General features: G+C 72.5%; 18 protein-coding genes. 2 read left to right on the top strand and 16 right to left on the bottom strand.

Going from position 1 to position 25167, the window contains the following annotated elements:
* Nucleotides 1-2: 2 nt before the first annotated feature.
* Nucleotides 3-611 carry a TetR/AcrR family transcriptional regulator gene (locus QE405_RS11325; RefSeq protein WP_307200753.1) on the bottom strand — a complete coding sequence of 203 codons (609 nt, stop codon included), beginning with the start codon at nucleotides 609-611 and terminating at the stop codon, nucleotides 3-5.
* A gap of 26 nt (nucleotides 612-637) precedes the next feature.
* The gene (locus QE405_RS11330) at nucleotides 638-1144 is read right to left on the bottom strand and encodes an O-acetyl-ADP-ribose deacetylase (RefSeq protein ID WP_307200755.1); all 507 of its coding nucleotides are present in this window, start codon (nucleotides 1142-1144) and stop codon (nucleotides 638-640) included.
* Between the two features lie 469 nt (nucleotides 1145-1613).
* On the opposite strand from QE405_RS11330, the gene QE405_RS11335 reads away from it, so the two are divergent.
* Nucleotides 1614-2075, top strand: a complete 462-nt coding sequence (locus QE405_RS11335) for a hypothetical protein (protein ID WP_307200756.1) — start codon at nucleotides 1614-1616, stop codon at nucleotides 2073-2075.
* A 16-nt stretch (nucleotides 2076-2091) separates the two neighbouring features.
* Here the strand turns inward: QE405_RS11335 and QE405_RS11340 are convergent, their stop codons facing one another.
* The 5 genes from QE405_RS11340 to QE405_RS11360 all read right to left on the bottom strand — a co-directional run bounded on the left by QE405_RS11340 (nucleotide 2092) and on the right by QE405_RS11360 (nucleotide 9647).
* Nucleotides 2092-3102 (bottom strand): DNA topoisomerase IB, encoded by a 1011-nt coding sequence (locus tag QE405_RS11340; RefSeq protein ID WP_307200758.1) that lies wholly within the window; start codon nucleotides 3100-3102, stop codon nucleotides 2092-2094.
* A gap of 44 nt (nucleotides 3103-3146) precedes the next feature.
* Complete coding sequence (locus QE405_RS11345; RefSeq protein WP_307200760.1) at nucleotides 3147-4160, bottom strand: hypothetical protein; 1014 nt, start codon at nucleotides 4158-4160, stop codon at nucleotides 3147-3149.
* A 5-nt stretch (nucleotides 4161-4165) separates the two neighbouring features.
* Nucleotides 4166-5419 carry a class I SAM-dependent methyltransferase gene (locus QE405_RS11350; RefSeq protein ID WP_307200762.1) on the bottom strand — a complete coding sequence of 418 codons (1254 nt, stop codon included), beginning with the start codon at nucleotides 5417-5419 and terminating at the stop codon, nucleotides 4166-4168.
* A gap of 130 nt (nucleotides 5420-5549) precedes the next feature.
* Nucleotides 5550-6680, bottom strand: a complete 1131-nt coding sequence (locus QE405_RS11355) for an NADH:flavin oxidoreductase/NADH oxidase (protein WP_307200764.1) — start codon at nucleotides 6678-6680, stop codon at nucleotides 5550-5552.
* A 57-nt stretch (nucleotides 6681-6737) separates the two neighbouring features.
* Nucleotides 6738-9647, bottom strand: coding sequence for an FAD-binding and (Fe-S)-binding domain-containing protein (locus QE405_RS11360; RefSeq protein WP_444939696.1), 2910 nt, complete (start codon nucleotides 9645-9647; stop codon nucleotides 6738-6740).
* Nucleotides 9648-9825: 178 nt separating this feature from the next.
* Here QE405_RS11360 and QE405_RS11365 point away from each other — a divergent pair, with 178 nt between their 5' ends.
* Nucleotides 9826-10530, top strand: coding sequence for a hypothetical protein (locus tag QE405_RS11365; RefSeq protein WP_307200768.1), 705 nt, complete (start codon nucleotides 9826-9828; stop codon nucleotides 10528-10530).
* A gap of 17 nt (nucleotides 10531-10547) precedes the next feature.
* Here QE405_RS11365 and QE405_RS11370 read toward each other — a convergent pair whose 3' ends face one another.
* The 9 genes from QE405_RS11370 to rplJ form a co-directional block, all read right to left on the bottom strand.
* The gene (locus QE405_RS11370) at nucleotides 10548-11864 is read right to left on the bottom strand and encodes a hydroxyacid-oxoacid transhydrogenase (protein WP_307200770.1); all 1317 of its coding nucleotides are present in this window, start codon (nucleotides 11862-11864) and stop codon (nucleotides 10548-10550) included.
* 32 nt (nucleotides 11865-11896) lie between these two features.
* Nucleotides 11897-12805, bottom strand: a complete 909-nt coding sequence (locus tag QE405_RS11375) for an NUDIX hydrolase (protein ID WP_307200772.1) — start codon at nucleotides 12803-12805, stop codon at nucleotides 11897-11899.
* A complete protein-coding gene (locus QE405_RS11380; RefSeq protein WP_307200774.1) occupies nucleotides 12802-13626 on the bottom strand; it encodes a lysophospholipid acyltransferase family protein in 825 nt (274 codons plus the stop codon). Before QE405_RS11380 ends, QE405_RS11375 begins: the two co-directional genes overlap by 4 nt.
* A gap of 23 nt (nucleotides 13627-13649) precedes the next feature.
* Nucleotides 13650-14915: a geranylgeranyl reductase family protein gene (locus QE405_RS11385; protein ID WP_307200775.1), complete on the bottom strand. Its 1266-nt coding sequence runs from the start codon at nucleotides 14913-14915 to the stop codon at nucleotides 13650-13652.
* A gap of 85 nt (nucleotides 14916-15000) precedes the next feature.
* Nucleotides 15001-18897 carry a DNA-directed RNA polymerase subunit beta' gene (locus tag QE405_RS11390; protein WP_307200778.1) on the bottom strand — a complete coding sequence of 1299 codons (3897 nt, stop codon included), beginning with the start codon at nucleotides 18895-18897 and terminating at the stop codon, nucleotides 15001-15003.
* A 93-nt stretch (nucleotides 18898-18990) separates the two neighbouring features.
* A complete protein-coding gene (gene rpoB / locus QE405_RS11395; RefSeq protein ID WP_307200780.1) occupies nucleotides 18991-22515 on the bottom strand; it encodes a DNA-directed RNA polymerase subunit beta in 3525 nt (1174 codons plus the stop codon).
* 221 nt (nucleotides 22516-22736) lie between these two features.
* Nucleotides 22737-23687 carry an ABC transporter ATP-binding protein gene (locus tag QE405_RS11400; RefSeq protein ID WP_307200782.1) on the bottom strand — a complete coding sequence of 317 codons (951 nt, stop codon included), beginning with the start codon at nucleotides 23685-23687 and terminating at the stop codon, nucleotides 22737-22739.
* Nucleotides 23688-23858: 171 nt separating this feature from the next.
* Nucleotides 23859-24251 (bottom strand): 50S ribosomal protein L7/L12, encoded by a 393-nt coding sequence (gene rplL / locus QE405_RS11405; RefSeq protein ID WP_307200784.1) that lies wholly within the window; start codon nucleotides 24249-24251, stop codon nucleotides 23859-23861.
* An 89-nt stretch (nucleotides 24252-24340) separates the two neighbouring features.
* Entirely contained in the window at nucleotides 24341-24955 is a 615-nt protein-coding gene (gene rplJ / locus QE405_RS11410; RefSeq protein ID WP_307200786.1) for a 50S ribosomal protein L10, read from the bottom strand.
* Between the last annotated feature and the right edge of the window lie 212 nt (nucleotides 24956-25167).

Consider the following 25167-nt stretch of genomic DNA (forward strand, 5'->3'; position numbering starts at 1 on the left):
GGTCACGCGCTCCTGTCGGGGGTGGTCGTGGTGGGCGCGAGCGTGCCGCGGAGGACGACGGCGACGATCTCCTCCGCCGTCAGCGGCTCGTCGGCCGAGAGGTGCGGGTGGCTGCCGGAGAAGGTGAGGAGGCGGAGCATCCGTGCCACCTCGCGCGGCGGCACGCGGAAGGCGTCGGCGTCCGGCTCCACGAGCTCGACGACCGCCTGCAGCGAGCGCCGCCGCGCGGCGAGCGCGTCCTCGTCGTCGTGCCGGGAACGCCGCGGCGGTCCCTGGATGCCGAGTGCCGTCATGACGCCGAAGATCTCCCGGAAGCGACCCTGCACGACCGTCGTCGCGGCGACGAGGCGCGGCTCGAGCGGCAGCGAGCGGTCGACCGCCTCGAGCTCCTCGAGGAACCGGGTCGGGTCGAGCGCCGCGTCGAGCACCGCGTCGAGCAGGTCCTCCTTCGTCGGGAAGACCCGGAACACGGTGCCCTCCGCGACGCCGGCCGCCTCGGCGATCTGGCGCGTCGTCGCGGACTGCCCCCGCTCGAGGATGAGCGGCACCGCCGCCTCGAGGATCGTGCGGCGGCGTTCGTCGGGCGCCATCGGCGTCGCTCGGGGGCTCACGATCGACCAGCCTAGTGAGTGAGCACTCACTCAGACAAGCTGGCGCGGACCTGCTCGGCGGTCGCGGCGTCGTGGGCCACGATGCGCGCCTCCTCGACGGCCGTCGGCGTGCCGGCCAGCGTCGCGACGGCACAGTCGATCGCGTCCTGCCGCGGCCAGCCGTAGATCCCCGCGCTCACCAGGGGGAACGCCACCGTGCGGGCCCCGAGCTCGTCGGCCACGGCGAGGGCCCGCGCGTAGCAGGAGACGAGCAGCGCACGGTCCGTCTCCCCCGCCGCGTGGTTGGGCCCGACGACGTGGACCACCCAGCGCGCCGGCAGGTCCCCCGCGGTCGTCCAGCCGGCATCCCCCGTCGCGAGGCCGTGCGGGAACCGGCGGCGGCAGTCCTCGAGCACCGCCGGCCCGCCCGCCCGGTGGATCGCGCCGTCTACCCCGCCCCCGCCCCGCATGCGGCGGTTCGCGGCGTTGACGACGGCATCGACGTGCTGCTGCGTGATGTCGCCCTGGACGACGGTGACCTCGGCGTACCCCATCTCCCGACCGTACGCCGCGGCGCGAGGCCCGCCCCGAAATGGGACGTCGGGGCAGGCCCCGCGCGGTCGGCCCCGCCCCAGCCGCACAGTTCTGCGTCCCCCGGGGGCGCCCGGCGTCGACCGGCGTGCCCCGCGCCGTACCGGAGCAGGAGAGTGCGCGGGCCCTGCGGCGCCGGGGAGGAAAACGCGGACCGGACGGGCCGCGGGATCGGCGTGTCGCGCTCTCGGGTCCGCGTGTTCTTTCCCCCGGTCCCGAGCCGGTCCGCGTTTTCTTCTCAGGTCCGAGCCCGTCCGCGTTTTCCTCGACCCGATGCCGAGCCCGGAACTGGGACGCCGGGGCAGGCCCCGCGCGATCGGACCCGCCCCGACCGCACAGTTCCGGATCCGGTCCGGGCGACGTCACGAGGACGCCGACGAGATCGCCCACCGTTGGCCTCAGGTCCCCGCTGGCTCGGCCGATGGTCGCACCATGACCGCTCTCCCCACACGCCGTACCGTCCTGCGCACCGCCGTCTGGACCGTGCCCGCCGTCTCCGTCGTCGTCGCCGCGCCTGCCTTCGCCGTCTCGGTCGGCGCGACCACCGGCATCGCCTACGTCGGGGGCAGCCTGACCCGGACCCGGTACGACGCCAGCGGGTGGCTCCTCGAGGTGTTCCTCGAGGTCACGCCCGCCACGGCCCTCCCGACCTTCAGCTACTCGCTCGCAGGTGGCCCCGTCGCCACCTTCCAGGGCGTGGACCCCAGGCAGGACTGGGGTCCGGGCACCTACCAGTGCTACGCCGACGGTCTCGAGGGCAGCTGGTCGCGGGGACAGACGGTGAGCGCCACGTTCTTCGTGGCGGGCCTCTCCACGGTCGCCACGATCGACGTCTACGACGACTGGGACGGAAGCACCGGCATCCCCGGCGGCGGCGACGACTGGGGCATCTGAGCCGACCGGGCCCGACCTACCCCAGCAACCGCAGCGTGGCCCGCTCCAGCGCCGCCTGCCGGGCGTCGACGTCGTCGGCGTGCTCGCGGTCGGCGCGCCGGAGGGCCGCCGCGATCGTGCGGCCGTTCTCGTACGCCGTGACCACGCGCGGGTCGACGTAGGAGCTCCGCGCGAGGGTCGGGGTGTTGCCGAGGAAGGCCGCGACCTCCTTCATCGTGCCGCTGACGGCCCGCTTGCGGGACGCCGCCGTCTCCCCCGGCTCCTCGGTGCGGGCGAGGGCCACGGCGGCGAGGACCGTGGCGTGCCAGGTGCGGAAGTCCTTCGCGGTGGCCTCGATGCCCGTGGTGACGCGCACGTAGTCGTTGACCAGCGCGGGCAGCACGGAGCGCCACTGCCGCACCTCCTTGTAGGCGAGCAGGCGCGGGTCCTCGGCCCGGCGGCGGCGCATCATCGCGATCGCGGCCACGACGGCGGTGTCGTCGATGTGGATCTCGTGGTCGACGCCCGACTTGCCCGTGAACCGGAAGACGAGCGCCTCCCCGGCGCGCCGGACGTGCCGCCGCTCGAGCGTGGTGAGGCCGAAGCTGCCGTTCTCGTCGGCGTACACGTCGTTGCCGATGCGGAAGTAGCCGAGGTCGAGGAGGCGCACGGCCGTGGCCGCGGCCCGCGGCTCCGGCATGCCGTCCAGCCCGAGGTGGCCGACGACGACGGAACGCGCACGGGCGAGGGACGCGCCGAACTCGACCATCCGCGCGAACTTCTCCGCGTCGCGCTTCTCGCGCCAGGCGGGGTGGTAGAGGTACTGCCGCCGTCCGGCGTCGTCCGTGCCGACCGCCTGCAGGTGGCCGTTGTCGTGCGGCGTGATCCACACGTCCTTCCACGCCGGCGGGATCACGAGGGCCTCGACGCGCTCCCGGGCCCGGTCGTCGAGCCGCTCCCCGTGCTCGTCGCGATAGCTGAACCCCCGGCCGGCGCGCACCCGCGTCCACCCGGGCTGGTCGGGTGAGGTTCGGCGGAGTCGCGGCACCTCACGACCCTAGCCAGCCCCGACCAGCCCCCACCAGGACTGCCTCAGGAACGCCGCGAGCCCCGCGCCAGGGTGACCGCCAGGACGAGCAGCACGACCCCGCCGGCGCCACCGACGATCCAGGGCAGCCACCCCGGCCCGTCGTCGGCCGGGTCGACGGCGGGATCGGCGTCCGCGCCCCCGTCCGGGGTGTCGGTGGAGCCGGCGTCCGGGGACTCCGGCGCCATCGCCGCGCTCACGTCCGCCGGCAGCGCGACCCGGAGCACCGGCGTGCGCGGACCCTCCGTGGTCAGCAGCACCGCCCCGGGGTCGTCGGGGTCGACGGCGATCCCCTCCCCCTGCGGCTGCTCCGGCAGGTCGAAGCTCCCGACCTCGGTGAGCCCCGGGTAGGTGTAGACGGCGGCCGCACCGTAGTTGCGCACCACCAGGTGCCGACCGTCGGGGAAGAACGCCGCGTCGGTCGCCACGCCGAGCGCCGGCGCCAGCGGCTCGAGCACGTTCACCTGACCTGCCACGAGCTGCTCGGGCGCCGCGTAGAAGCTGCCACCGAGCACGCCCTTGCTCACGACGAGCAGCTGGTCGGTGCCGGGCACGACGAGCACCGACTCCGCGTCGCGCGGACCATCGGCGTACTGCAGCTCGTAGCGCGCGGGCTCCACCGTCGCGTCCTCCCAGCCGACCGGCACGCGGAGCACCTCGACGCTGTCCCGCACCGCGCGGTTGTCCCCGATGTCGCCGACCCAGACCTCGGAGGCGGCCTCCCCGTCGACGTACGCCGGGGCGACGGCCTCGACGTCGACCGGGTCGGGCGTCCACGAGGTGACGCCGACGGTGTCGCCCGTCGCGGGGTCGACGGCGAACACGCGGCCGCTGTCCCCCGAGTCGTTGACGGTCACGAACCGCCCACCGACGACCGCGAGGCCGCTGGACTCGACGATGTCCGGGTCGGTGAAGCTCACCACCTCGGTGCCCTCCTCCGCCGTGGAGGCGGGCGTCGCCGCGGCACCGGCCGCGAACGGGAGGGCGACCGCGGCGGTCACCAGGGCGCGGAGCAGCACCGGTCTCACCGGTCCCCGGCGACGCCCGTGGAGCCCTCGGCCAGCAGCTCCGCCAGGCGGGGTCGGATCCCCCAGGTGGCGACCAGCTCGTCGTACTCCTTGCGCACCGCGCCGCCCCTCACCGGCGACCCCGTGCGCACCGCGCGGAGCAGGGTGTTGCGCGGCGTGTGCTGGCTCTCCACGAACTGCACGACCTCGACCCGGTAGCCCGACAGCCGCATCAGCGAGGCGCGCAGCCCGTCGGTCAGCGTGTCGGCGAACCGCTCGCGGAGGATGCCGTGGCGCGTGAGCACCTGGTACGGCGCGGGCGTCGGCGCCTTGCGCAGCTGGGCCGCCACGTCGTGGTGGCAGCAGGGCGCCGCGAGCACGAGCGCCGCCTCCCAGTCGACGGCCCGGGCGAGCGCCTCGTCGGTGGCGGTGTCGCAGGCGTGGAGCGCGAGCACCACCTCGGGCCGCTCGGGCAGCAGCGCACCGAGGTCGGCGTCCGCGATCGACCCGACGACGAACTCGAGCTCGTCGCCCACGCCGAGCCCGGCCGCCACGGCCGTGCTGTGCTCGCGGGACTGCTCCTTCACGTCCACGCCGACGAGGTGCACCGGCAGCCCGCGGACGTGGCTGAGGAAGCGGTGCGCGGCGAAGGTCAGGTAGGCGTTGCCGCAGCCCAGGTCGACCATCCGCAGCGGTTCCTCGGCGGTCGGACGGCGCAGGTGGCCCTTGGCGATCGCGTCGACGACCGCCGTGTCGAGGAGCCGGCAGAACTCCTCGACCTGGCGCAGCTTCGCCTGCCGCGTCGGCTTGACCCGGCCCTCGGCGTCGGAGATCCCGAGGGCCACCAGCACCGGGTCGCCCGGCTCCAGCAGCCGGTCCTTGTCGCGGTCGTGCCCGCGCTCGGCCTCGACCGCCTGCGCGCGCTCCGTCGTGTGGACGACCGCCTCGAGCCGCTTCGTGACCCGCACCTGGTGCTGCTGGGTCGTCGTGTCGACGTGCCAGTTCGCGAACGGCTCGTCGAGCAGCGCGTCCACCACCTCGCGCGCCTCGGCGGACCCGGCGGCGTGGTTGGCGGTGTGGGCCTGGGTCGCGTCGTACCGGGTCACCTGCAGGTGCCGCCCCGCCTTGAGGTCGACGTAGCGCAGCTCGACCCGCCGCCACGCCGGGGTCGTGCCCTTCTGGCGCCCCGAGCCCACGGCGCGCACCAGCGCGTCGGGGTCGAGGAGGTGGGCACGCATCCGGGTAAGGACGCGGAGGAGGGGCTCGGTCACGGCTCGGCTCTCGGGTGGGGCTGGCTCAGATGATCGCCGCCACCACGACGACGACGATCAGGGCCACCAGGGCGACGGGGATGACGAGGCGGCGGTGGCGGGGGTTCACAGGGGCCGATTCTAGGACCCGTCAACCAGCGTCGGGCCAGGCGCCGCGGGTGTACTGGGCCGGGTACGGCGCGGAACGGCGCCCCACGCCCAGCTCCGCCGCCGCGCGGAGCGGCCAGGCCGGCTCGCGCAGGGCGACCCGGGCCAGCAGCACGACGTCGGCCAGCCCGGTGGCGAGGATCTCCTCGGCCTGGTCCGGGTCGGTGATCTCACCGACGGCGCCGACGGGGAGACCGGCCGAGCGCACCTGGGTCGCGAACGGCACCTGGTAGCCCGGCCCCGCCGTGATCTCCTGCCGCGCGTCGAGGCCCCCGCTCGACACGTCGACGAGGTCGACCCCGTGCTCGGCCAGCACCGCGGCGAGCCGCGTCGACTCCTCCGGCGTCCAGCCGCCCTCGACCCAGTCGGTCGCGGAGAGCCGCACCAGCACCGGCTTCTCCTCCGGCCACGCGGCGCGGACGGCGTCGACGACCTCCACCACGAGGCGGATGCGGTTCTCGAACGAGCCGCCGTAGGCGTCCGTCCGCTGGTTCGCCAGCGGCGAGAGGAACTGGTGGAGCAGGTAGCCGTGCGCGGCGTGCACCTCGACCACGTCGAACCCGGCCTCGTGCGCCCGGCGCGCACCGTCGCCGAACGCCGTCACGACGGCCGCGATCTCGTCGGTGGTCATCTCCCGCGGCTCGGCGAACCCCTCGTACGCCGACGCGCTCGGCCCCAGCGTGGTCCAGCCGCCCTGGTCGAGCGGGACCGAGCCGCGGCCCCGGCCCGAGCCGTCCTGACCGCCGCGCCACGGCGCCCACGTCGACGCCTTGCGCCCCGCGTGGGCGAGCTGGATGCCGATGGGCGTCGAGCCGTGCGGCGACCAGGTGTGGGCGAAGTCGGTGATGCGGCGCCACGCAGCGGCCTGCTCGTCGTTCCAGATGCCCGTGTCCTCCGGGCTGATCCGACCCTCGGGCACCACCGCGGTGGCCTCCGTGAGCACCAGCCCGAACCCGCCCGTCACCCGGGCCCCGAGGTGGGCGAGGTGCCAGTCGTTCGGCATCCCGTCGGTGGCCGAGTACTGGCACATCGGCGCCAGCCACACCCGGTTGGGGACGGTGACGGAGCGCAGGGTCGTGGGCGTCAGGAGCAACGGCGTCGTGGAGGAGGTCACGACGGGGTTGAACAGGGACCCGCCGGCCCTTGTTCCGCGACCGTCCTCGCTGCCGCCTCAGACCCGCGAGGCCAGCAGCTCCGCGAGGTGCAGCGCCGGCACGTCGGCGAGGTCGTCGAGCTGGATCTTGCAGCTCATGCCGTCCGCCAGCACCACGGTCTCGGGGTCGCTCGCGTAGGCCGCCCGCACCGCCGGGAGCAGCTGCGTCTCCGCGACCGCCACCGAGACCTCGTAGTGCCCCTGCTCGACGCCGAAGTTGCCGGCGAGGCCGCAGCAGCCGCCGACCCGCGTGACGCTCGCCCCGGCCGCCTTCAGCAGCCGCTCGTCGGCCTCCCAGCCGAGGATCGACGCCTGGTGGCAGTGCGGCTGCGCGACCACGTGCGTGCCGGTGAGGTCGGGCAGCGTGACCCGGCCGTCGGCCACGAGGCCCGCGACCAGCTCACCGAACGTGCGCACGCCCGCCGCGACCGCCGCCGCCTCGGGGGCGTCGCTCAGCTCCTCGAGGTCGGAGCGCAGCGTGGCCGTGCACGAGGGCTCGATCCCGACGACGGGCACCCCGGACGCGACGTACGGCGCCAGCGTCGCCGCCGTGCGCCCCGCGATCCGCCGGGCGGCGTCGAGCTGGCCGGTCGTCACCCAGGTGAGGCCGCAGCAGGCGCGCTCGTCGATGACGCGCACCGTCAGGCCCTGTGCCTCGAGGAAGCGCACGGCCGCCAGGCCGCTCGCCGGGAGGAAGTGGTTGGTGAACGAGTCGGCCCAGATCCACACGTCCGGCTGCTCGACCGACCCGAGCCGACCGGCCGCACCGTCGGCGCGGGCCGAGCGTCGCAGGGTGCGCCCGGCGAACTGCGGCAGGCTGCGCCGCTGGTCGACGCCCGCGACCGCGCGGGCCACCTTGGCGATCGGCCCGGCCTTCAGCGAGGCGTTGGCCAGGCCCGCGACCGGCGTGGTCAGGCGTGCCCACATCGGCAGCTTGCCGAGCACGTAGTGGCTGCGGGGCCGCCGCTTCCCCGCGTAGGTCTGGTGGAGCACCTCCGACTTGTACGTCGCCATGTCGATGCCCGTCGGGCAGTCGTTGGCGCACCCCTTGCAGGCCAGGCAGAGGTCGAGCGCCTCGTGGACCGCCGGGTCGGCGACACCCTGCACGAGGTCGCCGGTCATCGCCTCCTGCAGCACGCGGGCCCGGCCGCGCGTGGAGTCCTTCTCGTCGCGGGTCGCCGCGTAGGACGGGCACATCACGCCCGTCCCCGTGCCGGCGCCACCGCCGACGACGCACTTGCCGACACCCGTGCACCGGTGCACCGCGTCGCCCATCGAGCCACCGTCGTGGGTGAAGCGCAGGAGCGGCAGCGGCTCGCGGGCCCGGGGCCGCGAGGTGCGGAGGTCGGCGTCGAGCGGCGCCGGGTCGGCGATGTTGCCCGGGTTGAGCACGCCGAGGGGGTCGCAGATCGCCTTGACCTCGCCGAAGAGGCGGATGGCCTCGGCGTCGTACATCGTGCTCAGCAGCTCCGAGCGCACCCGCCCGTCGCCGTGCTCGCCCGACAGCGACCCGCCGTACGTCGCGAGCGTCGCCGCCGCGGCCTCCATGAATCCGCGGAAGACGCCGCGCCCCTCCTCGATCGAGGCGGACCCGTGGACGAGCGGGAAGTCGATGCGCACGTGCACGCAGCCGTCGCCGAAGTGGCCGTAGGGCACGCCGTCGAGGCCGAACTGCTTGAGGAGGCCGTCGAAGTCGCGCAGCCAGGCGCCGAGGTGCTCCGGCGGGACCGCCGAGTCCTCCCAGCCCGAGTACGCCGGCGTGGCGAGCGACCGCCCGGCCAGGCCGGCCCCGTCCTCGCGGATGCGCCACAGGGCGGCCGCCTCGGCGGGATCGAGCACGACACGGGCCTCGAGCGCGCCGGAGTCGGCGATGACCCGGGCGAGCAGCGCCTCCGTCTCGGCGAGCGACTCCCCGGTCACCTCCGCGAAGAGCCAGCCGGCGCCCCGCGGCAGCGCAGGGACGGCCTTGCCGGCCCCGCGCACGAGGTCGACGATGCGCGCGTCGAGGCCCTCGCAGGCCACGAGCGGGTGTGCCAGCAGCGCCGGGACGGCGTCGGCGGCCTCGATCATCGACGGGTAGCCCAGCACCGCCATCGTGCGCGCCGGCGCGTCGCGCACCAGCCGGACCGTGGCCTGGGTGATGACGCCGAGCGTGCCCTCCGAGCCCGTCAGGAACCGGTCGAGCCGGCGTCCGTTCTCGGGCAGGAGGTGCTCCATCGAGTAGCCGGACACCTGGCGGCCGAAGCGCCCGAACTGGGTGCGGATCGGGGCGAGGTGGGCACCGGCGAGGCGGTCCAGCGCGGCGGGCACGTCGCCCGGGCCGACCGCGCCGGCGAGCCCGCCCGGACCGAGGGCCAGGGTGTCCCCCGTGCCCATCACGACGGACATCGCCTCGACGTTGTCGACCATCCGGCCGTAGCCCAGCGCCCGCGAGCCGCAGGCGTTGTTGCCGATCATGCCGCCGATCGTGCAGCGGGTGTGGGTCGACGGGTCGGGGCCGAAGCGCCAGCCGACCGCCGTCGCCGCCTTCTGCAGGACGGCGTGGATCGTGCCGGGCTGCACGACCGCGGTGCCCGCCTCCGCGTCGACGTCGAGCACCCGGTTGAGGTGCTTCACCGTGTCGACGACCAGGCCGGGACCGACCGCGTTGCCGGCGATCGACGTGCCCGCCCCGCGCATGGTCAGCGGCACCCGCAGCTCACGGGCGACGTCGACGACCGCGGCCAGCTCGTCGGGGTGCTGCGGCCGCACGACGGCCTGGGGCACGACCCGGAAGAGGGAGGCGTCCGTCGAGTACGCCGCCCGCGTCACGGTGGAGGCGTCCACGTCGCTGACGCCCCGGCGGGCCAGGGCCGCCAGCACGTCCTCCGTCGCCACGCCCGACCCGTCCGTCGCGCTCCCCGGGCTCCGCGAGCTCGTCGTCTCCACCGTCACCCCTCCATTGTGGAGCCCCCCACCGACGATCCGGCCCGCAGGCTCCCCTTCGTCCACAGGGCGGTCGCCGCGAGGTGGACCCGAGGCGGACCGGCGGGGCCGGGATCACGCATGGGCCGCGGCCCCCGGGCAACCGGAGGGGCACCCCGTCCGCTCCCTCCCAGGAGGCCCCGTGCCCCTCACCGCTCCCGTCCGCCGCGTCACCTCCACCGTCACCTCCACCGTCGCTTCCGCCGCCGGCGGCGCCCTCGCCGCGGCCACCGGCACGATCGCGGCGCTGCGGCCGGCCGCCCAGCCGCTGCACCCGGCGGGCACCGTCGCGGCCGGCACCCTCGTGACCACGGCGGCGGAGGACGACGGACGACCCACGACGGGGGTGGACCTCCTCGACCGCCGGGCCGAGCTGCTCGTCACCGCGCGGCTCTCCCGCGCCGTGGGCCTGCCCGCGCCGGTGCCGGACATCTGGGGTCTCGCGCTGCGCCTGACCGCGGACGGCGAGACCGGCGACGTGCTCCTCGCCAGCACCGGGTGGAACGGCCCGCTGCGCTTCCTGCTGGCACCCCGCCGCGAGGGAGCCGCTCGTCCGCTCACGACGCTGCTGCCCTACCGCACGCCCGCCGGGCCCCTCGTGATCGGGGCGTGGCCGACCGCAGGCGAGCAGGGCAACGCCTGGACGCTCTCGTGGGCCCGCGGTGCGGGCGCCTGGCACGCCTTCGGGCGCCTCGAGCTCGACCGCCACGTGGGTGACGACCTCGACGGTCCCGACGACGAGCTCGAGCTCGACCCCGTGCTCCACCAGGTGCCGGGGCTGGCGCAGTACCCGGCGCTGGCCCGCCTGCGGCTGCCGTCCTACCGGGCGGCGCGCGCCAGCCGCTAGGGGGCCGTCACCTCACGTCACCAGTGCTCCATCGACGCGCGCAGCACGCCGGCCAGGTCCTCCTCGGTGATGTCGCGGGGCGCCGTGGCGAGCAGCCGCTGCTGGGCCCACGCGCCCTCGACGAGCGCGTCGACGTCGCTCTCGCCGAACCCGACGGCCGCGAGCCCGTTGGGGATCCCGACGTCGCGCATGATCGAGGCGAGCACGGCGGGGAGCCGGTCGGGGCCGTCCGGCGCGGAGACCGCGCCGTGCGGGTCGAGCAGCCGCGCGGCCGCGAGGTGCCGTGTCGGCGAGGCCTCGAACGTGAGCCGGAAGGCCTCCGGCGCCGTCAGCGAGACCGCCATGCCGTGCGGCACCATCGGCGCACGGTCGCCGTCGTGGTCGACGTAGTCGTCCGGGCGGTAGCCGCGCACGCGCCCGGCGATCGGGTAGGCGCAGGCGTGGGGCACGTGCACACCGGCGTTGCCGAAGCCGAGACCGGCGAAGGTCGCCGCCATCGCCATCTGCTCGCGCACCGTGCGGGCCTCGCTCGGGTCCTCCCCCGACCGCGCGGCGTTGACCGCGGCCCGGAACGACGAGGCGAGGAGCGACATCGCCTTCTCGCTCCAGGCGTCGGAGATGGGGTTCGAGCCGCAGTAGGGCACCCGCTGCTCGGGCCGCTTCGCGGGCTGGTCGGCGTACCAGCGGGCCGTGTAGCTCTCGAGCGCGTGCGAGAGGATGTCCATGCCCGAGCTGGCCGTGACCATCGCGGGCTGCGTCAGCGTCAGGTCGGGGTCGACGACCGCCATCGTCGGTCGCAGCCGGGCGTGGCTGATGCCGGTCTTCACCTCCAGCGCCAGCACGTCGAGCACGCAGATCGTCGTGGACTCGGCCCCCGTGCCGGTGGTCGTGGGCACCGCGACGAGCGGCAGCAGCGGGTGCTGCGGGGCCTGCGCCCGCCCGACGGGCGCGTTGACGTAGTCCATGAGGTCACCCGGGTTGGTGACGAGCAGGTTGACCGCCTTCGCGGTGTCGATCGACGAGCCGCCGCCCACGGCGATGATGGCGTCGAACGGTCCCTCCGCGCGGCCGAACTCGACGGCCTCGATCATCGAGGCGTCCGTCGGCTCGACCCGCGCCCGGTCGAAGACGACGACCTCGGCGCCGGTCGCCGCCGCGACCTGCTCGGCGATGCGCGCCGGATGGCCCGTGGCCGCGACCCCGGGATCCGTCACCACGAGCACGCGGCGCACCCCGTAGGACAGGAGATCGTGCCCGATCTCGGCCGAGGCGCCGGAGCCCATCTTGAGCGCGGGCGCGGCGTAGGTGAACACGGTCTCCGTCGACGTGGCCATGACCACAACCTAGCCCCGCGGGCCTGGGCCTGTCAGAGGCCGAGCGCGAAGAGCACCGTGTCCCGCACGTCGAGCGTGCCCCCGAGCACGTCGGCGACGGGCACCCACGCGGCCGCGTCGGTCGTGCCGCCGACGTCGACGACGCGCGGCTCGTCCCCGCCGTCGACCGGGCGCGCGGCGTACAGCAGGTGGACGCCGTGGAAGTCCTCGGTGCCGCCGTGCGGCGCCGTGCCGACGAAGTGCGTGTCGTGGACCCCGAGGACGTTCCCGACCTCGACGACCACGCCCGTCTCCTCCGCGACCTCCCGCGCGACCGCGGACACCGGCGACTCGCCGTGCTCCACGCCGCCCCCGGGGAGCGTCCACGACCCGGGGTGGGGTCCGCGCACCGAGTTGCGGGTGAGCAGCACCTCGTCGTGGCCGGGGTCGTCGGGACCCGTGCCCGTGGCGAAGCGCCGCACCACGGCGTACGCCGCGACGCGCTGGCGCCGGGACGGCAGCACGTCCGCGAGCGCCTCCAGCACCATCGGCACGACCGGCACGGTCCCGGAGGTCACGGCGGCCAACGGCACCCAGGCCGCGTCCATGGTCGAGCCGTCGACCTCCACCACGTGGGGCGGGGGCGCGTCCGGGGCCACGCGGCCCTCGTAGACGATCCGCAGCGCGTGCGCGTCGACCCGACGGCCGTCGCGCCACACGCCGGGCAGGTGGGCCGAGTAGACGCGGGCGGTGTCGCCCACCTCCGCCTCGAGGCCCGTCTCCTCCCGCACCTCGCGCACCACCGCGTCGCGCGGGTCCTCGCCGTGGTCGAGGCCGCCGCCCGGGAGGGTCCACAGCTCGTCCTTCGTCACCCGCTGCGCCAGGCGGCTCAGCAGGATCGCGCCGTCGCGGACGATCACGGCGTAGGCCGCGACGCGCTGGCGACGGGGAAGGGAGCTCACCCCTCCAACCTAGCGCCCGCCCCCGGCCCCCAGGTCGGCCACACCGCGCTCCGCGGCACCGAGTCGAGCTCACGGGCCTCGGTCGGGGTCAGGGCGTGGCCGCCGAGGTGGGCGGGGTACCAGGGCGCGTGCTCCCCCGGCCGCGGCCGGTGGTGCGGGCGCCGCTGCAGCTCCTCGAGGAGGTCCGTGATGCGGTAGCCGAGCGCCGTGGTCACCTCGGTCAGGTCGTCCCCCGGCGCCACGTGCCGCGGCGGGTCGAGGTGGATGTCCACCACCCGCCCGTGCCGGCTGAAGTCCGGACCCGGCTCGGTCCCCCACGGGGTGCGTCCGACCGTCCAGATGCGCTGCGCACCCCACATGGCGCCCGCCACGAGCGGCGCGCCCGTGTCCCGGGCCAGCGCCGCCGCTCCCCGCATGAGGGCGCGCACCGTGAACGAGTAGGAGATCCCCGCCTCCGGGAACAGTCCCACCACCTCGCCCTGCTCCAGCAGCCGCCGCGCCTGCAGGTAGGCCCCCGCGGGAGCGTCGCGGTCGACCGGCACGTGGTGCATGCGGTCCAGGGCCCAGCCGGCCGGGGTGTGCCACATCGGCTCCCGGCAGAGGAAGCGCGGCATCCGTCCCCGCTCGACCGCGGGCACGCCGAGGAACAGGAAGTCCAGGTACGACGCGTGGTTGGCCACCAGCAGCGCGGGGCCGTCGACGGGCACGTGCTCGGCGCCCTCCGTCCGCACGTCGAGGCGCAGAGCGCGGAACGCGGCGCGGGAGGCGCGCACCGTCGCCCGGTAGGTCAGGTCGGCCACGAGGGTCGTTCGGAGCGGCACGGTCGACGGATCCCGGCGCTGCGTCAGGAGAAGGGGGGACGAGCGTCGCGCGCGGCCGACAGGCGGCCCGCCGCCCGCCACGCCCGCGCCGCGAGGTCTCGGTCCTCGTCGTCGACCAGGTTGCCCATCCAGCGCAGGGCGAGCGTCATGCCGAGCCGCGAGCGCATCCCGATCGGCCCGAGCCGCGGGAGCAGCCCCGGGACCGTCACGAGGCCCGCGAGGCGGCGGGCCACGGAGAACGCCTCGCCGTAGTGCTCCACCAGCAGCGCGCGCCACCGCTCGGTCAGGTCGGCCGGGCCCTCGGCCAGCAGGTCGGCGGCGAACCGGCCCGTCTCGAGCCCGTAGTCGATGCCCTCGCCGTTGAGGGGGTTGACGCACCCCGCCGCGTCCCCGACCAGCACCCAGTTCGGGCCGGACACGTGGGAGACCGCCCCGCCCATCGGCAGGAGCGCGGACGCCGGCATGCGCAGCTCGTCGCCGAGGCCGAACGCCTCGCGCTGCTCGTCGGCGTACAGCTTCATCAGCGGTCGGATCGCCACGTCCGCCGGCCGCTTGGCCGTCGCGAGCGTCCCCGCGCCGAGGTTGACCTCGTCCCCGCCCAGGGGGAAGACCCAGCCGTAGCCGGACAGCACCTCCCCCGACTCGTCCCGCAGCTCCAGGTGGGAGCTGATCCAGGGGTCGTCCGCGCGGGTCGAGGTCACGTAGCTCCGCCCCGCCACGCCGTACACCGTGTCCCGGTGCCACTCCCGACCCAGCAGCTTCCCGACCGGCGAGCGCACCCCGTCGGCGACGACGAGCCGCTCGCAGGCGACCTCGAAGCGCTCGGTGCCCCCGTGCTCGGCCACCCGCTCGACGACGACCCCGGTGACGGCGCCGGCCGCACCGCGACGTACGTCGACGACCCTCGCCCCGTCGACCGCCGTCGCGCCCGACTTCACGGCGAGCGAGCGGAGGTGGTTGTCGAGCTCGGTGCGCGCGACCGCCGAGCCCCAGTTGGGCAGCGAGCCGCCGGGCCAGGGCAGGAGGAGCGTCTGGCCGAAGCCGTGGGCCCGGAGGCCGATGTTGACCGTGTGCGCGCGCAGCCAGTCCCCCAGGCCGAGCCGGAGGAGCTCGCCGACCGCCCGGGGCGTCAGGCCGTCGCCGCAGGTCTTGTCCCGCGGGTACGTCGCGGCGTCGAGCAGCAGCACGTCGAGGCCGTGCCGGGCCGACCACGTCGCGGCCGCGGACCCCGCCGGGCCGGCACCGACGACGAGCACGTCCGTGCGGGACGGGAGGGTCTGGGTGGGCACCCGCTCATCCTCCCACCCCGCCGTAGGACGCACGACGGCCCGCCCCCGCAGCGCGGGGACGGGCCGTCGTGGTCGACGAGGTCGATCAGGCCTGGTAGGACCCGAAGTCGAAGTCGTCCAGGGCGACGGCCTGGCCGCCACCCGTGTTGCCGAACTCGTAGTCGTACGAGTCGTAGCCCTGCACGGAGTACGCCGCGGCGCGGGCCTCCTCGGTGGGCTCGACCCGCACGTTGCGGTACCGCTCGAGACCGGTGCCCGCCGGGATCAGCTTGCCGATGATCACGTTCTCCTTGAGGCCGCGGAGGCTGTCGGAGCGACCGTTGATCGCGGCGTCCGTGAGCACCCGGGTGGTCTCCTGGAAGGAGGCCGCCGAGAGCCACGACTCGGTCGCGAGCGAGGCCTTCGTGATGCCCATGAGCACCGGACGACCCGAGGCCGGCTTGCCGCCCTCGGAGACGACCCGCCGGTTCTCCGTCTCGAACCGCACGCGGTCGACGAGGTCGGAGGGCAGCAGGTTGGTGTCACCCGACTCGATGACCGTCACGCGACGCAGCATCTGCCGCACGATGATCTCGATGTGCTTGTCGTGGATCGCCACGCCCTGGCTGCGGTACACGCGCTGCACCTCGTCCACGAGGTGCTTCTGCGCGGCCCGCACACCGAGGATCCGCAGGACGTCCTGCGGGTCCTCCGTGCCCAGCGTCAGCTTCTCGCCGACCTCGACGTGGTCGCCGTCGGAGATCAGGAGGCGCAGACGCTTCGAGACCGGGTACTCCTGCTCCTCGGAGCCGTCGTCCGGCGTGAGGATGACCGTGCGGGCCTTGTCCGTGTCCTCGATGCGCACGCGGCCGGCGGCCTCGGCGATCGGGGAACGACCCTTCGGGGAGCGGGCCTCGAAGAGCTCGACCACACGCGGGAGACCCTGCGTGATGTCGTCGGCCGACGCCACACCACCGGTGTGGAAGGTGCGCATCGTCAGCTGCGTGCCCGGCTCACCGATCGACTGGGCCGCGATGATGCCGACGGCCTCGCCGATGTCGACGAGCTTGCCCGTCGCCAGCGACCGGCCGTAGCACTTCGCGCAGGTGCCCGTGGCGGCCTCGCAGGTCAGGACCGAGCGGACCTTGACCTCCTCGATGCCCGCCGCGACCAGCTCCGCGATCTTGACGTCACCGAGGTCGCCGCCCGCCTCGACGAGCGTGTCGCCCGTCTCGGGGTGGGTGATCTCGCTGGCCGCCGAGCGCGCGTACGCCGCGGTCTCGACGTTCTCCGCCTTGCGGACGACGCCGTCCTCGCCCCGCTCGCCGATCTGCTTGGGCAGACCGCGCTCGGTGCCGCAGTCGTCCTCGCGGATGATGACGTCCTGCGAGACGTCCACCAGACGACGCGTGAGGTAGCCCGAGTCGGCCGTCCGCAGAGCGGTGTCGGCGAGACCCTTGCGGGCACCGTGCGTCGCGATGAAGTACTCGAGGACGGTCAGGCCCTCGCGGAAGTTGGACTTGATCGGGCGCGGGATGATCTCGCCCTTCGGGTTCGCCACGAGGCCACGCATGGCGGCCACCTGGCTGATCTGGTTCATGTTTCCGGACGCACCCGAGTCCACCATCATGTAGATGGGGTTCTTCCGGTCGAAGTTGACCTGCATCGCGGCCCGGACGTCGGCGGCGGCCTTGGTCCAGATCTCGATGAGCTCCTGACGACGCTCGTCGTCGGTGAGGAGACCGCGCTCGAAGTCCTTCTGGATCTTCGTGGCCTTCTGCTCCGACTCCGCCAGGATCTCCGCCTTCGCGGCGTCCGGGGTCGTCACGTCGTCGATCGAGACGGTGACGCCCGAGCGGGTCGCCCAGTGGAAGCCGGTGTCCTTGAGCGCGTCGAGCGACGCGGCCACCTCGACCTTGGTGTAGCGCTCGGCGAGGTCGTTGACGATCGCACCCAGCTGCTTCTTGCCCACCTCGTAGTTCACGAAGGGGTAGTCGGCCGGCAGGGTGTCGTTGAAGATCGCGCGACCCAGCGTGGTGGTGAAGCGGACCGAGCCGGACGACTCGACCTCCACCTCCTCGCCGACGGGCGCGACGACGTCGTCGAAGCGGAGCGTGATCTTGCTCTGCAGCGTGATCTCGCCCCGGTCGAAGGCCATGGTGGCCTCGGCCGGCGAGCGGAACGCCCGGCCCTCGCCCGGCTCACCCTCGCGGTCGGTCGTCAGCCAGAAGAGGCCGATGATCATGTCCTGCGACGGCATCGTCACGGGACGACCGTCGGAGGGCTTGAGGATGTTGTTGGTCGAGAGCATGAGGATGCGGGCCTCGGCCTGCGCCTCCGCGCTCAGCGGCAGGTGCACGGCCATCTGGTCACCGTCGAAGTCGGCGTTGAACGCGCCGCAGACGAGCGGGTGGATCTGGATGGCTGCCTTGCCCTCGATGAGCTGCGGCTCGAACGCCTGGATGCCCAGACGGTGCAGCGTGGGCGCACGGTTGAGCAGCACCGGGTGCTCGGTGATGACCTCTTCCAGCACGTCCCAGACGACCGCGTAGCGGGCACCGGACGTCGCGCGCTCCACCATCCGCTTGGCGGACTTGATGTTCTGCGCGTGGGAGAGGTCCACGAGGCGCTTCATCACGAACGGCTTGAAGAGCTCGAGCGCCATCTGCTTGGGCAGACCGCACTGGTGCAGCTTCAGCTGCGGACCCGACACGATGACCGAACGGCCCGAGTAGTCCACGCGCTTGCCGAGGAGGTTCTGGCGGAAGCGACCCTGCTTGCCCTTGAGCATGTCGGAGATCGACTTCAGGGGCCGGTTGCCCGGACCCGTCACCGGGCGACCACGACGGCCGTTGTCGAACAGCGAGTCGACGGCCTCTTGGAGCATCCGCTTCTCGTTGTTCACGATGATCTCGGGCGCGCCGAGGTCGAGCAGCCGCTTGAGGCGGTTGTTGCGGTTGATGACGCGGCGGTACAGGTCGTTGAGGTCGGAGGTCGCGAAGCGGCCACCGTCGAGCTGCACCATCGGCCGGAGCTCCGGCGGGATCACCGGGACGGCGTCGAGCACCATGCCGACGGGCTGGTTGCCCGTCTTGCGGAACGCGTCGACGACCTTGAGGCGCTTGAGCGCACGGACCTTCTTGGCACCCTTGCCGTTGGCGATCGTGTCGCGCAGCGACTCGACCTCGGCCTCGATGTCGAAGTCCGCGAGGCGCCGCTGGATCGCCGTGGCGCCCATGAAGCCCTCGAAGTACTTGCCGAACCACTGCTTCATCTCGCGGTACAGCATCTCGTCGCCCATGAGGTCCTGGACCTTGAGGCTCTTGAACGTGTCCCAGACCTCGTTGAGGCGGTCGATCTCGCGCTGGGCGCGGTCACGGAGCTGCTTCAGCTCGCGCTCGGCACCGTCGCGGACCTTGCGCTTCGCGTCAGCCTTGGCACCCTCGGCCTCGAGGGCCGCGAGGTCCTCCTCGAGCTTCTTGGTGCGGTCCTCCAGGGAGGTGTCGCGACGCTTCTCCAGCAGCTCGCGCTGCTGGGAGACCTTGCCCTCGAGCGAGGACAGGTCGCGGTGGCGCGCCTCCTCGTCGACGGACGTGATCATGTACGCCGCGAAGTAGATGACCTTCTCGAGGTCCTTGGGCGCCAGGTCGAGCAGGTAGCCGAGACGGCTGGGGACACCCTTGAAGTACCAGATGTGGGTCACGGGCGCGGCCAGCTCGATGTGGCCCATGCGCTCGCGGCGCACCTTGGACCGGGTCACCTCGACGCCGCAGCGCTCGCAGATGATGCCCTTGAAGCGGACGCGCTTGTACTTGCCGCAGTAGCACTCCCAGTCCCGGGTGGGACCGAAGATCTTCTCGCAGAAGAGACCGTCGCGCTCCGGCTTCAGGGTGCGGTAGTTGATGGTCTCGGGCTTCTTGACCTCGCCGTGGCTCCAGCCGCGGATGTCGTCGGGAGTGGCGAGGCCGATCCGGAGCTGGTCGAAGAAGTTGACGTCGAGCACAGTGGCTGCTTCCTTCGTTAGTTCTCTAAGCAATCAAAAGGACCGAGGGGGGCCGGCGGGCGCAGGGTCACCCGCACCCGCCGACCGTCACCCTCAGACTTCTTCGACCGAGCTGGGCTCGCGCCGCGACAGGTCGATGCCCAGCTCCTCGGCGGCGCGGAACACGTCCTCCTCCGCGTCACGGAGCTCGATCATCGAGCCGTCCTGGCTGAGGACCTCGACGTTCAGGCAGAGCGACTGCATCTCCTTGACGAGCACCTTGAACGACTCGGGGATGCCCGAGTCGGGGATGTTCTCGCCCTTGACGATCGCCTCGTAGACCTTCACGCGACCCGGCACGTCGTCCGACTTGATGGTGAGGAGCTCCTGGAGGGCGTAGGCAGCGCCGTACGCCTCCATCGCCCAGACCTCCATCTCGCCGAACCGCTGGCCACCGAACTGGGCCTTACCACCCAGCGGCTGCTGCGTGATCATCGAGTACGGGCCCGTGCTGCGCGCGTGGATCTTGTCGTCCACGAGGTGGTGCAGCTTCAGGATGTACATGTAGCCCACGGACACCGGCTCCGGGAACGGCTCGCCCGAGCGACCGTCGAGCAGGCGCGCCTTGCCCGTGTGGTCGATGAGGCGGTCGCCGTCGCGGTTGAGCGTCGTCGAGTCGAGCAGGCCGATGATCTCGTCCTCGCGCGCACCGTCGAACACGGGCGTCGCGACCTTCGAGTTCGGGTCCGCCTTGTCGGCGCCGATCGCGATGAGGCGCTGCTTCCAGTCCGCCGACTCGGGGTCGCCGGAGAGGTTGAGGTCCCAGCCCTGCTTCGCGAGCCAACCGAGGTGCAGCTCGAGGATCTGGCCGATGTTCATGCGTCGCGGCACACCCAGCGGGTTGAGCACGACGTCGACCGGCGTGCCGTCCTCCATGAACGGCATGTCCTCGATCGGCAGGATCTTCGCGATGACGCCCTTGTTGCCGTGACGGCCGGCGAGCTTGTCACCCACGGAGATCTTGCGCTTCTGCGCGACGTAGACCCGCACGAGCTGGTTGACGCCGGGCGGCAGCTCGTCGCCCTCCTCGCGGTCGAAGACGCGGACGCCGATGACCGTGCCGGACTCACCGTGCGGCACCTTCATCGAGGTGTCGCGCACCTCGCGCGCCTTCTCGCCGAAGATCGCGCGGAGCAGCCGCTCCTCGGGGGTCAGCTCGGTCTCGCCCTTGGGCGTCACCTTGCCGACGAGGATGTCACCGGTCGTGACCTCGGCGCCGATCCGGATGATGCCCCGGTCGTCGAGGTCGGCCAGCATCTCCTCGGACACGTTCGGGATGTCCCGCGTGATGTCCTCGGGGCCGAGCTTCGTGTCGCGCGCGTCGACCTCGTGCTCCTCGATGTGGATCGAGGTGAGCATGTCCTCCTGGACGAGGCGCTGGCTGAGGATGATGGCGTCCTCGTAGTTGTGACCCTGCCACGGCATGAACGCCACGAGCAGGTTCGCACCCAGCGCCATCTCGGCGTCGTCCGTGCAGGGGCCGTCGGCGATCGGCGTGCCGACCTCGAGGCGGTCGCCCTCGTTGACCAGCGGGCGCTGGTTGATGCACGTGCCCTGGTTCGAGCGCTTGAACTTCGCCAGGCGGTACGTCGAGTACGTGCCGTCGTCGTTCATCGTCTCGATCGCGTCGGCCGACACGTCCTTGACGACGCCCGCGGCCTCGGAGAGCACCACGTCACCGGCGTCGACGGCGGCACGGAGCTCCATGCCGGTGCCGACGAACGGCGAGTCGCTGCGGATGAGCGGCACGGCCTGGCGCTGCATGTTCGCACCCATGAGGGCGCGGTTGGCGTCGTCGTGCTCGAGGAACGGGATGAGCGCGGTCGCGACCGACACCATCTGGCGCGGCGAGACGTCCATGTAGTCGACCTCGTCGGCCGGGATCTCGCCGACCTCGCCGTCCTTCTGGCGGACGAGCACCCGCTCCTCGGCGAAGTGCAGGTCCTCCGTCAGGCGCGCGTTGGCCTGCGCGATGACGTACCGGTCCTCGTCGTCGGCCGTGAGGAAGTCGATCTGGTCGGTGACCTGACCCTCGACGACCTTGCGGTACGGCGTCTCGACGAAGCCGAACGGGTTGATCCGGCCGAACGACGCCAGCGAGCCGATCAGGCCGATGTTCGGGCCCTCCGGGGTCTCGATGGGGCACATGCGGCCGTAGTGGCTGTGGTGGACGTCGCGGACCTCCATGCCCGCGCGGTCACGCGAGAGACCACCCGGGCCGAGCGCGGAGAGGCGACGCTTGTGCGTCAGGCCCGCGATCGGGTTGGTCTGGTCCATGAACTGGCTGAGCTGCGAGGTGCCGAAGAACTCCTTCAGCGCCGCCACGACCGGCCGGATGTTGATGAGCGACTGCGGCGTGATCGCCTCGACGTCCTGCGTCGTCATGCGCTCGCGCACGACTCGCTCCATGCGGGCGAGGCCGGTGCGGAGCTGGTTCTGGATCAGCTCGCCGACCGCGCGCATGCGGCGGTTGCCGAAGTGGTCGATGTCGTCGGCCGCGACCTTGACGGGCTTGTCGTCCGGACCCATCACCACGGAGCCCGACGCGTCGGTGAAGTCCGGCGCCTCGTGCACGATGCCCGCGTCGTGCAGCTGCACGAGGTAGCGGACCGTCGCCACGACGTCCTGGATCGTCAGCGTCTGCTGGTCGAAGGCCTGGCCGGCGCCCAGCTTCTTGTTGATCTTGTAGCGGCCGACCTTGGCGAGGTCGTAGCGCTTGGGGTTGAAGTAGTAGTTGTTCAGCAGCGTCTGCGCGGCCTCGCGCGTCGGCGGCTCGCCCGGTCGCAGCTTGCGGTAGATGTCCAGCAGCGCGTCGTCCTGGCCGGTGGTGTTGTCCTTCTCCAGCGTCAGCGCGATCGACTCGTAGGTCTCGCCCGTCGCCGGGTTGCGGAACTCCTCGCGGATCTCCTCGGTCGTCATGCCGAGCGCCTTGAGCAGGACGGTGACGTTCTGCTTGCGCTTGCGGTCGAGACGCACGCCGACGAGGTCGCGCTTGTCGATCTCGAACTCCAGCCACGCACCGCGCGACGGGATGACCTTCGAGGTGTAGATGTCCTTATCGGACGTCTTGTCGGCCGAGCGCTCGAAGTAGACGCCGGGCGAGCGCACGAGCTGGCTCACGACGACGCGCTCGGTGCCGTTGATGATGAAGGTGCCCTTGCGGGTCATCATGGGGAAGTCGCCCATGAAGACCGTCTGGCCCTTGATCTCACCGGTCTCGTTGTTGGTGAACTCCGCGGAGACGTAGAGCGGGCGGGAGTAGGTGAAGTCCTTCTCCTTGCACTCGTCCTCCGTGTACTTCGGGTCCACGAAGACCGGGTTCTCGAACGAGAGCGACATCGTCTCGGAGAAGTCCTCGATCGGGGAGATCTCCTCGAAGATCTCCTCGAGACCCGACTTGGGGGAGACGTCCTCGCCGGCGTCGAGCCGGGCCTGGACCTGGGCCTCCCAGCCCTCGTCACCGATGAGCCACTCAAAGCTCTTGGTCTGCAGATCGAGGAGCTGGGGGACTTCCAGCGGCTCGTCGATCTTCGCGAAAGTGATGCGACGGGGGTTACCAGCGTTGTTGCTCGCGGCCAAGACCATTCCTTCGAAAGGTTCGCTGAAGGTGGCGCCAGCCGACCACACGATCGGCCACCGGGCAGGCGGATCGGCATTTGAGGGCAGGCGCAAAGCGCTAACATACCCTGCTGGTCAACCGGATGCAAGCACGGCGAAGCAGGCAGTCCGAGAGCCGCCGTCGTGCCGAGACTATGCGCTCCCGCAAGCGGACGCGTCAAGCGACGCGCCCGCCCGGGCGTTCAGCGGGTCGCGATCGCCGCGTCGGCCTGGAACGATCCGGGGGGCGGGGTCACGCCGTGGTCGCGGCACCACTCCCCCGGCGGACGCTGGCTGCGGCGCGGGATGCCGTTGGAGGGCTCGAGCTGCATCGGGATCGGCGGCAGCGGGGGGAGCTCCTGGCCGGCCTCGGCCGCCAGCTCGTTGGCGTCCTTCTCCTCCGACATGCCGATCGGGCCCACGCGCTGGGCGTTGAGGAACTGGCGCACCACCGGCTCCTCCGAGCTCAGCAGCATCTCGCGGGGCCCGAACATGGCCAGGTGCTTGTGGTAGAGCAGCCCGATGTTGTCGGGCACCGTGCGAGCGGTGTTGATGTCGTGCGTGACGATGAGGAACGTCGCGTCGATCTGGGCGTTCAGGTCCACGATCAGCTGGTTGAGGAACGCCGTGCGCACCGGATCCAGGCCCGAGTCGGGCTCGTCGAAGAGCACGATCTCCGGGTCGAGCACCAGCGCACGGGCCAGGCCGGCACGCTTGCGCATGCCGCCCGAGATCTCGCCGGGGAGCTTGTCCTCGGCGCCCACCAGACCGACGAGGTCCATCTTCTCCATGACGATGTCGCGGATGTCGGACTCCGACTTGCGCGTGTGCTCGCGCAGGGGGAACGCCACGTTGTCGTAGAGGTTCATCGAGCCGAACATCGCGCCGTCCTGGAACAGCACGCCGAAGAGCTTGCGGATCTCGTAGAGGTCCTTCTCGGAGCACGAGGCGATGTCGGTGCCCTCGATGACGATCGACCCCGTGTCGGGCTTCAGCAGGCCGATCAGCGCCTTCAGGAAGACCGACTTGCCGGTGCCCGAGGGACCCAGCATCACGCAGATCTCCCCCGCGGGGACCGTCAGCGACACGTCCCGCCAGATCACCTGCTTGCCGAACGACTTGGTCAGCCCGTCGACCTTGATCTCGACACCCATGTGCACTTCTCCCTCGCGTCCCGCCGGACCTACTGGTGGGTCAACTAGCGACGTCGGGAGATGTTACGCGGATCACCCCCGAGACGCACGAAGGGCGGCCATCCCGCAGGATGGCCGCCCTTCGCGGCTGTGTCGGCGAACCGACGGCTCAGGCGTGCGCCCGAGCAGAGGTCACTTGAGCGTGACGGTGGCGCCGGCGCCCTCGAGGGCCTCCTTGGCCTTCTCCGCCGCGTCCTTCGCAACGCCCTCGAGCACGGCCTTGGGGGCCGCCTCGACGAGCTCCTTGGCCTCCTTCAGGCCGAGGGAGGTCAGGGCGCGCACCTCCTTGATGACGTTGATCTTCTTGTCACCGGCGGCCTCGAGGACGACGTCGAACTCGTCCTTCTCCTCGGCCGCACCAGCGTCGGCAGCGCCGCCGCCGGCACCCGGGGCAGCGGCAACGGCGACCGGGGCGGCCGCGGTGACGCCGAACGTCTCCTCGAACTGCTTCACGAACTCGGAGAGCTCGATGAGCGTGAGCTCCTTGAACGCGTCGAGGAGCTCCTCGGTGCTGAGCTTCGCCATGATGGCGTCCTTCCTTCTCTGGCCCGTGGTGCTCGACCGGCGGGCCGGGGTTTCTTCAGGTGGTGGTTGCGTCGGTGCTGAGCGGGAGCTCAGGCCTCGGCGGGGGTGTCCTCGTCGGCCTCGGCCGCGGGGACCTCCTCAGCAGCGGCTGCAGCCGGCTCACCGGCACCACCTGCGAGGATCGAGGGATCGTTCGCGGCCTTCTCCTGCAGCGCGCCCGCGAGGCGAGCGGTCTGCGAGGGGAGGGCGTTGAACGCGTAGAGCGCCTGGGCCATCGTGGCGGTGAGGGCACCGGCCACCTTGGCGAGCAGGACCTCGCGCGACTCGAGATCGGCCAGCTTGGCGATCTCGGCAGCGTCGAGGGCGTTGCCGTCCAGGACACCGCCCTTGATGATCAGGGCGGGGTTCGCCTTGGCAAAGTCACGCAGACCCTTGGCGGCCTCGACGACGTCGCCCGTGATGAAGGCGATGGCGGTGGGGCCGTTCAGGAGGTCGTCGAAGCCCTCGATGCCCACCTCGTGGGCAGCGATCTTGGCCAGCGTGTTCTTGACCACGGCGTAGTTGGCGTTCTCGCCGAGGGAGCGCCGCAGGGTCTGCAGCTCCTTCACGGTGAGACCGCGGTACTCGGTCAGCACAGCACCGGCGGCATCGTTGAACGAGTCAACGATCTCCGCGACGGCTGCTGCCTTCTCTGGCCGCGCCATGGGTCTCCTTCCGAACTACGGTCGTGAGACCGTCCGCGAGAGGCCCCGTGAAACGACGAACGCCCCGGCGCAGGCACCGGGGCGTGGACATGACGTGCGCTGCACGTCGGTCTACTCTCCGCTTCCTGCGCTGGTCGTCCGCTGACGCGGAGCCTTCGGTCGTCCCCCGCCCTGACGGGCGCGGCACGACAACCGGCGGTCTCTGGTTGCGG

It is taken from the genome of Nocardioides zeae (assembly GCF_030818655.1).
GTDB lineage: Bacteria > Actinomycetota > Actinomycetes > Propionibacteriales > Nocardioidaceae > Nocardioides > Nocardioides zeae_A.

Excerpts from the sequence above, each read along its gene's own strand:
- QE405_RS11330 (WP_307200755.1), bottom strand. The coding sequence starts at position 1,144 with ATGGGGTACGCCGAGGTCACCGTCGTCCAGGGCGACATCACGCAGCAG.
- QE405_RS11335 (WP_307200756.1), top strand. The coding sequence starts at position 1,614 with ATGACCGCTCTCCCCACACGCCGTACCGTCCTGCGCACCGCCGTCTGG.
- QE405_RS11370 (WP_307200770.1), bottom strand. The coding sequence starts at position 11,864 with ATGGCCACGTCGACGGAGACCGTGTTCACCTACGCCGCGCCCGCGCTC.
- QE405_RS11400 (WP_307200782.1), bottom strand. The coding sequence starts at position 23,687 with ATGGGTGTCGAGATCAAGGTCGACGGGCTGACCAAGTCGTTCGGCAAG.
- rplL (WP_307200784.1), bottom strand. The coding sequence starts at position 24,251 with ATGGCGAAGCTCAGCACCGAGGAGCTCCTCGACGCGTTCAAGGAGCTC.
- rplJ (WP_307200786.1), bottom strand. The coding sequence starts at position 24,955 with ATGGCGCGGCCAGAGAAGGCAGCAGCCGTCGCGGAGATCGTTGACTCG.